Origin of the sequence: Shewanella sp. (assembly GCF_051658185.1) — a bacterium.
Taxonomy (GTDB): Bacteria; Pseudomonadota; Gammaproteobacteria; order Enterobacterales; family Shewanellaceae; genus Shewanella.
The window spans coordinates 1-7,405 of record NZ_JBOFMC010000025.1 but is presented as its reverse complement, the minus strand read 5'-3'; the positions used below and the strand labels follow the sequence as shown (position 1 = coordinate 7,405).

The window sequence follows — 7,405 nt, the reverse complement described above, 5'->3', positions numbered from 1 at the left end:
AATTAATGCCATCGATTTAAGACTATCGATTTAAGACTATCGCTTTAAAACTATCGATTTAAGATCATTGAGTTAAGAGTATCGATTTAAGACTTTCTATTTAAGATCATGGCTTAAAGAGTCGCCATTAAACCGCGCTGAAAAGGTTAACAACCTAGGCATCAACGTTACAGCACCAAGTTAACACCGCAAACTAGCCCCGCAAAGTGAATCCTCCAAAAAAATAAGCAGAGCCCTTGGCTCTGCTTTGTTTGCTCTTAACACACCATGTAATTCAAGGATTAATGGGCAGATAGGAAGGTAACCGACTCATACTGGCCTCCCTTCATACAAGCCCGGCGGTTAACCTGCACTCTTAATAATAACAAACTCAGGGTAGGCATCGATGCCGCAGTCTGAGGCATCCATACCATTGTATTCTTCTTCCTCTGACACGCGGATCCCCATCGTCACCTTGAGGAGCAACCAGACCGCAAATGAGGCACTAAATACCCATGCGAAAATGATGGCCGCACCAATCAACTGGGCGCCAATCGTGGCATTGGCGTTTGATAAGGGCACGCATATTAATCCAAGGAAACCTGATACCCCGTGCACAGAAATCGCGCCGACCGGATCGTCAATTTTAATACGATCTAAACCCACAATCGAAAACACCACCAAGGCCCCCGCGACTAACCCAATCACCCCTGCCATCAATAGCGAAGGCGATAAGGGATCGGCAGTAATCGCCACTAAGCCCGCGAGAATGCCGTTAAGGATCATCGTCAAATCCGCTTTGCCCCAAATCATCTTACAGACCACCAGCGCTGAGATCGCCCCAAAAGCCGCCGCAGTATTGGTATTCACAAATACCTTCGCCACAGAACTGGCGTTAGCGGCATCCGACACCATCAACTGTGATCCACCATTAAAGCCAAACCACCCCATCCACAAAATGAACATCCCAAGGGTTGCCATCGGTAGATTTGAGCCAGGGATAGGATTCACTTGGCCGTTAGGGCCATATTTGCCCTTACGCGCCCCCAAGAGCAATACCCCGGCTATGGCCGCCGCCGCGCCAGTGAGATGGACAATGCCACTGCCGGCAAAATCCACAAAGCCAAGGCTGGCAATAAATCCCTTACCCCAAGTCCAATAGCCTTCTACCGGATAAATAATGGCGGTCATCACCATCGAAAAAAACAAGAACGCCCACAGCTTCATGCGCTCGGCCACTGCGCCCGAAACAATCGACATGGCTGTTGCAACAAACACCACTTGGAAGAAAAAGTCAGACTCTAGCGCGTGATTTGCGTCGGCCGCTTGCGTGCCGATTAAAGTGCCAAAAGAAGGTAACCATCCACCTTCGGTATTATCCACATACATAATGTTGTAGCCCACCAGCAGGTACATCACGCAGGCAATGGCATATAACACGACGTTTTTAGTTAAGATTTCGGTGGTATTTTTAGAGCGGACTAACCCTGCCTCCAGCATGGCAAAACCCGCGGCCATCCACATCACTAAGGCACCTGAGATCAAGAAATAAAAGGTATCGAGCGCAAAGCGCAGTTCGGTCACTGTGACGCCTAATTTTGTTAATTCTTCCATCGTTAGCCTCCTATAGCGCTTCGGTATCGAGTTCACCCGTACGGATACGGATCGCATGTTCTAGGTCGACGACAAAGATTTTGCCATCACCAATTTTTCCGGTGTGAGCTGCGGCGGTGATCGCCTCGATCAGCATGTCGAGATTTTCATCCTTAGTCGCAATATCCAGTTTCACCTTTGGCAAAAAGTCCACCTGATATTCAGCACCACGATACAGCTCTGTGTGCCCTTTTTGACGGCCAAAGCCTTTCACCTCGGTCACCGTCATCCCCTCGATACCAATTGCGGCGATAGCTTCACGGACATCATCCAATTTAAATGGCTTGATGATAGCGCTGACTAGTTTCATCCTGACCTCCAAAAACACACGATTGTTATTAATTTGTACTAGAGGTAATTCAAGCATCAGGCCAACAATTTAACGCCATGATTTAATTGACTTTAAGTAAGTTGCTGGTGTTTTCATTGATTAAAAATGCCCCATTTTTGTGCAGCGTCACGCACTACGCACTATTTTAGCGAGCATTAAATGTGCAATATGTGTGCATAAGCAGCGCGGGATTGAGCTGCACTTGATGGGCTTAACAATCCACCATAAATACGTATGAGGCATCCTTGATGCGGCAATCGAGATGAGACTTAATGCCGATTGGATTAGGAATAACATGGCATGTTACTGGCTCACCAGCTCCAATACCCAATAAGGACGGCGCTGCAGGCCATCGCGATGCTAAACGGTGCACCTAAAACCGGGCGGCGAATACCAAGCGCCTCATCCATGAATGTCAATCGAGAGTGCCCAGAACAACTCAGGCAAACCAAACAACCACCGCATGGAGGACTCAATGTTAACAGCCGATCAATGTGTATTGGTGATAGTGGACGTACAGGGCAAACTTGCCCAAACCGTCGCCGAGCCAGATAAACTTCAGCAACAATTGCTCAGCTTAATTGCTGGCGCAGAGCTGTTTGCGATCCCGATTCTCTGGCTCGAGCAATTACCCGATAAACTCGGCGCCACCAGCGCGCCCCTCAAAAGCGTGTTAGAGCAAACCTGCACCCCCATTATCAAACAACACTTCAGTGCTTGGCGCAGTGATGAATTTGTCTGCGCCCTTGGCCACACCCAACGCAAACAGGTGTTACTCGCAGGGATTGAAACCCACATCTGCGTGTATCAAACTTGCTGCGATTTGCTGGCCCAACACTATCAAGTGCACCTCGTCGCGGATGCGATGTCATCACGCAGTAACGACAATAAACACATAGGCTTGCAAATGATGCAAGCAAAGGGGGCCAAGCTCACCAATGTCGAGTCACTGCTGTTTGAGCTACAACACATTGCCCAAGGTGAACGTTTTAAGGCGTTATTAAAATTAATTAAATAATGCTAGATGTAAAAAAGCCCCCGCAACCTTAGGGTGCGGGGGCTTTTACGAGACTGCTTTTATAAAGCGGTCTGATTCTGATGAAGGACAGCTTTTTGAGCACTAGCCTAGGGAAATTGCTTTACAGGGAGGTTACCCCTCCCCGCGACGCTGAAGTCATCACTTACTTATAAGTTGCTTCGCGTTTTTTAGCTTCTTCTTCCCACTTAGGTACGATGTTTTTCTTGAACTCTTCTTTTTCAGCAACCATGGTCTTCATATCCATACCTAACACAGCTTGCGCTTTTGCTTTAGTAGAGATATCAGGAATCGCAACAGGCTCGGTGACACCTTTTTTGCCTAACAGTTGCGCTAACTTAACGCGAGCATCGGCTGCTTTATTCAGAGAAGTACCCAGCACGCGCAGAGCTTCTTCTGGCGCATGAGCGGCAACGCCATGAGAGGCAATAGCTAAGTCCCAACGCCATTGCGCATGACGGATATCAGTCAAAATCGGCTTCATTTCAGCTTCAGTCGCACCGGCTTTCCAAGCGGCGGCCGCTTCAAAGTGCGCTTTCACTAATTGCGTTTCTGCTTTGAGTTTCAGCTCTTTGACCTTAGCTTTACGCTCATTGGTCACGCCTTCTAAGAACTCTTTGGTTTGGCTATGGCAAGTTGCACAGGTTTCTTCGAAACGGTCAAATGGGTTACCCACTTTATGATCGGTAAACTTCTTACCTTCTGCGCTGGTCACTTTTGGCATATGGCAATCAACACAGCTCACATTGTTTTTGCCATGAATACCCATCTTCCAGGTTTCATATTCTGGATGCTGCGCTTTTATCATTGGGGTTTTAGACAATGCATGGGTCCAATCAGAGAACTCGATACTATCAAAGTACACTTCCATCTGATCAGCAGTGATCCCCATATCCCAAGGGAATTTCACCCAACCTTTTTTGTCGTCTTTTTTCTCAAAATAGTACTCTACGTGACACTGAGCACACACCATTGACTCTTTGTCTTGCTTAGAGGCTTTGTCAAATGGCGTGCCAATTGCTTCTAACGCGCGGTCAACATAAGGACGAGAAATGCGTAATTTTGGCGAGCCTTTTTCATGGCAGTCACTACAACCTATGGTATTAGTGACTTCAGGGCCGCCCTTCGCCCACTTACCTTTGAAGTAGCCATCTTCACCTTGCTCTTCAATTAAACGCGGTACGTCTGGGCTCTTACAGCTCCAACAGGCCATAGGTAATGGACCATCTTCGGCATTCTTAGGCGCACCCGTTCTTAGAGTGTCACGGACATCAGTCACCGCATACATATGGCCACGCGGTGCTTTATAATCTTTGGCAAAGGCATAACCAGCCCACAGGATAACCATGTTTGGATCCTGCTCTAGCGCATCAACAAGCTCATCACTCTTAGCGGTATCATGCCAGCTATTGTATTGATTTTTGAACTTATCTTTATAAACTTCATTGCGAGGTTCAGTCTTATCGCTCGCCATGGCGCCCGCCGCCATCATGCTTGCGGCAACCAATGCACTGAGCGCAAAGGACTTACCAGTCATCTTTTTCATCATCTCATCTCCGTGTTACTTTATTGTAGTGAATCACGACCTCTCCAAGGCCAAAGTTAGTGTCTTACACTGAGCAAACATATACCTCTAAGGGGGTATCTGCAGTGAAGTTTGCGCTAGATCAAAATGCCAGAGTGTTATCGCTCACAGTTTTATGATTTTGTTAAAGTAATACATCATTTTCTAATGTAAAAACCTGTTTTAACATCGCCACTCATACTTGCTTAAAACTGGACAATAACGACATGAAACGAGGCAGTCTGACTTCTAAAATTCTGGGATTAATGTTAGTACTGATTTTGCTTTCTAGCAGCCTAGCGATCTTCGCTATCATCAATTTGTCATACAGCTTAGGCGACGCCAAGGCTATCAACGCCTCGGGTTCTCTGCGGATGCAAAGCTATCGGTTAATGCTTTACGCCAATTCTGGTAGCCAAGCCGCTCAAGATAAAATTACCGAGTTTGAAAAAACCCTACATTCAAAAGCACTGCAACCGTCAACGGGCTGGCTCACCCCTAAAAAAATCGTAGAACAATATCAACTTGTTATATCTAAATGGCTGATAATGAAACACTACATAGAGCAGGAAAATTCCCGCGACTATGCGACATCACTTAAGGATTTTGTCGACACCATTGATTTGCTGGTATTGGAAATGGAGCACTATGCGGCTTTTAAGCTGCGACTCCTCGTCGCCAGCCAAATTGTTGGCCTAGGGCTGATGCTCATCATCGCCTTTTTTGCCGTTCGGTTTACCAAACGTAAGGTAGTCGCACCGCTGCACAAATTAATGGAATCGGCCAATACCATTTCCAAGGGTAACTTTGAAATCGAAATGCCTGAAACCGAATACATTGAGCTCACCGCCCTAACCGACGCACTGCAAAAAACGGCAAAAGAGCTCTCCACGTTATATGGTAATTTAGAATCTCAGGTAGAAGAAAAGACGTTTGCACTGACGAGGGCCAATAATGAACTGGCATTTTTATACGATAACCTGATGACGCTTAACGCCAACAAACTAGACTATAAAACCCTTAAGGCCGCGCTTAATCAGCTTAAAGACTATGAATCTTTAGATTATTTACGGCTCATCATCCAATATCCGGATCAGGAGCAGGACATCATCGAGGCCGATGGCGGCTGGCCACAAACCGGCCAAGTCGGGAGTGAACCGCGCAATCCCCCCCTTAGGGAGCACAACCTCGCTGAATCAAGTGGTAATGCACTCAGCTGTAATGCACTCAGCTGTGATGAACCAAGCGATGATGAACCAAACGCTGGCCAATCGAGCACCCGCTTCCCTCTGCATTTTGAGCAAGTCGATTTAGGTTATTTAGAACTGATTTCAGCACAAGCACCTAACATTGTGCTGTTTAATAACTTCGCCATCATGCTCACGCGCTCTATTGTCATCCATAACGCCACTGAACAACGGCAGCAATTGGCCTTAATGGAAGAGCGCGGCGTTATTGCCAGAGAATTACACGACTCTCTGGGGCAGGTGTTGTCATTCTTGAAAATTCAAATCAGCTTACTGCGAAAAAAATTAGATCTCGCGGGACGCAGTCCTGAAGTGGAGCAGCAATTAACGGAAATCAATGAAGGCGTGAGCACCGCCTACGTGCAGCTAAGGGAATTACTGTCGACCTTTAGATTGACCATTAAAGAACCTAATCTAAAGCACGCCATGGAAGCCATGCTCGAACAGCTTCGAGCTCAAACGGATATCAGTATTCACCTCAATTATAAACTCGCCCCCCAATGGCTCGAAGCCAAGCAACATATTCATATATTACAAATCGCCCGGGAAGCCACCATCAATGCCATTAAACACGCCCATGCCAGCGAGATCCATATTCATTGCTTTAAAGACGACCATGGCATGGTCAATATCAGTATTGGAGATAACGGTATTGGACTGAGCCATTTAAAGGAACGCGATCAACATTTTGGTATCGGCATTATGCATGAGCGCGCCAGCAAATTAGCCGGCAGAGTTGTATTTAGCAACAATGATGCGCATACTGCCAAGCACAATATCGCCGCCAGCACCGGGGCTGTCGAGCGCGAGCATGGCGCAATAACCACGCAAGCTCAATCTGATCCAGTCCCCATGCAGGGCACCAAAGTGACGCTCATCTTCCCTTCGCAGCAGGAGCTAACCCATGGGTAAACCCTACTCCATACTCGTCGTTGACGATCACCCTCTCCTACGTAGAGGGATTTGCCAACTTATCGCCTCTGATAGTGATTTTAGTTTGTTTGGCGAGGCTGGCAGCGGCCTAGATGCCCTAAGCGCGGTGGCCACCGATGAGCCAGACATTATCCTGCTCGATCTCAACATGAAGGGCATGACGGGCTTAGATACGCTCAATGCCCTACGCCAAGAAGGGATCACCTCACGGATTGTGATACTGACAGTGTCCGATGCCAAACAAGATGTGATCCGTTTGATGCGCGCAGGTGCCGATGGCTATTTGCTAAAAGATACCGAGCCCGATTTACTCCTCGAAAAGCTCAAACATGCCATGCAAGGCCACCGGGTGATCAGTGACAAGGTCGAAGAGTTCCTCTATGAACTCAAAGATAGCGCCGATGAACACAGCTGGATTGCGAGCCTTACCCCGAGAGAATTACAAATTTTACAACAGCTGGCAGAAGGGTTAAGCAACCGCATCATCTCAGAAAACCTGCATATCAGTGAAGGCACGGTCAAAGTCCATGTCAAAAACCTGTTGCGTAAAGCCAATGCCAAATCGCGTACCGAAATGGCCGTAAGATATTTAAATAATTGATAAAAGTAAAAAAGCAACTCTGAATTGCGTTAACGTTGAGTTGCTTTTTTAGTCTCCCCCA

At 47.1% G+C, this 7,405-nt stretch carries 6 protein-coding genes; 3 read left to right on the top strand and 3 right to left on the bottom strand.

Going from position 1 to position 7,405, the window contains the following annotated elements; genetic code table 11:
- Positions 1-342: 342 nt before the first annotated feature.
- Together ACRCZA_RS01030 and glnK are read right to left on the bottom strand one after the other, a co-directional pair.
- Positions 343-1,593, bottom strand: a complete 1,251-nt coding sequence (locus ACRCZA_RS01030) for an ammonium transporter (RefSeq protein ID WP_438672631.1) — start codon at positions 1,591-1,593, stop codon at positions 343-345.
- 10 nt (positions 1,594-1,603) lie between these two features.
- Positions 1,604-1,942 carry a P-II family nitrogen regulator gene (glnK, locus tag ACRCZA_RS01025; RefSeq protein WP_438672630.1) on the bottom strand — a complete coding sequence of 113 codons (339 nt, stop codon included), beginning with the start codon at positions 1,940-1,942 and terminating at the stop codon, positions 1,604-1,606.
- 496 nt (positions 1,943-2,438) lie between these two features.
- Here glnK and ACRCZA_RS01020 point away from each other — a divergent pair, with 496 nt between their 5' ends.
- Positions 2,439-2,981 carry a hydrolase gene (locus tag ACRCZA_RS01020; protein WP_438672629.1) on the top strand — a complete coding sequence of 181 codons (543 nt, stop codon included), beginning with the start codon at positions 2,439-2,441 and terminating at the stop codon, positions 2,979-2,981.
- 163 nt (positions 2,982-3,144) lie between these two features.
- Here ACRCZA_RS01020 and nrfA read toward each other — a convergent pair whose 3' ends face one another.
- On the bottom strand, positions 3,145-4,548 hold the full coding sequence (gene nrfA, locus ACRCZA_RS01015) for an ammonia-forming nitrite reductase cytochrome c552 subunit (protein WP_438672628.1): 1,404 nt from the start codon (positions 4,546-4,548) through the stop codon (positions 3,145-3,147).
- A gap of 242 nt (positions 4,549-4,790) precedes the next feature.
- Between nrfA and ACRCZA_RS01010 the strand changes: the two genes are divergently transcribed.
- Both ACRCZA_RS01010 and ACRCZA_RS01005 read left to right on the top strand, forming a co-directional pair.
- Positions 4,791-6,722 (top strand): nitrate/nitrite sensor histidine kinase, encoded by a 1,932-nt coding sequence (locus ACRCZA_RS01010; protein ID WP_438672627.1) that lies wholly within the window; start codon positions 4,791-4,793, stop codon positions 6,720-6,722.
- Positions 6,715-7,344, top strand: coding sequence for a response regulator (locus ACRCZA_RS01005; RefSeq protein WP_438672626.1), 630 nt, complete (start codon positions 6,715-6,717; stop codon positions 7,342-7,344). Before ACRCZA_RS01010 ends, ACRCZA_RS01005 begins: the two co-directional genes overlap by 8 nt.
- Positions 7,345-7,405 lie beyond the last annotated feature (61 nt).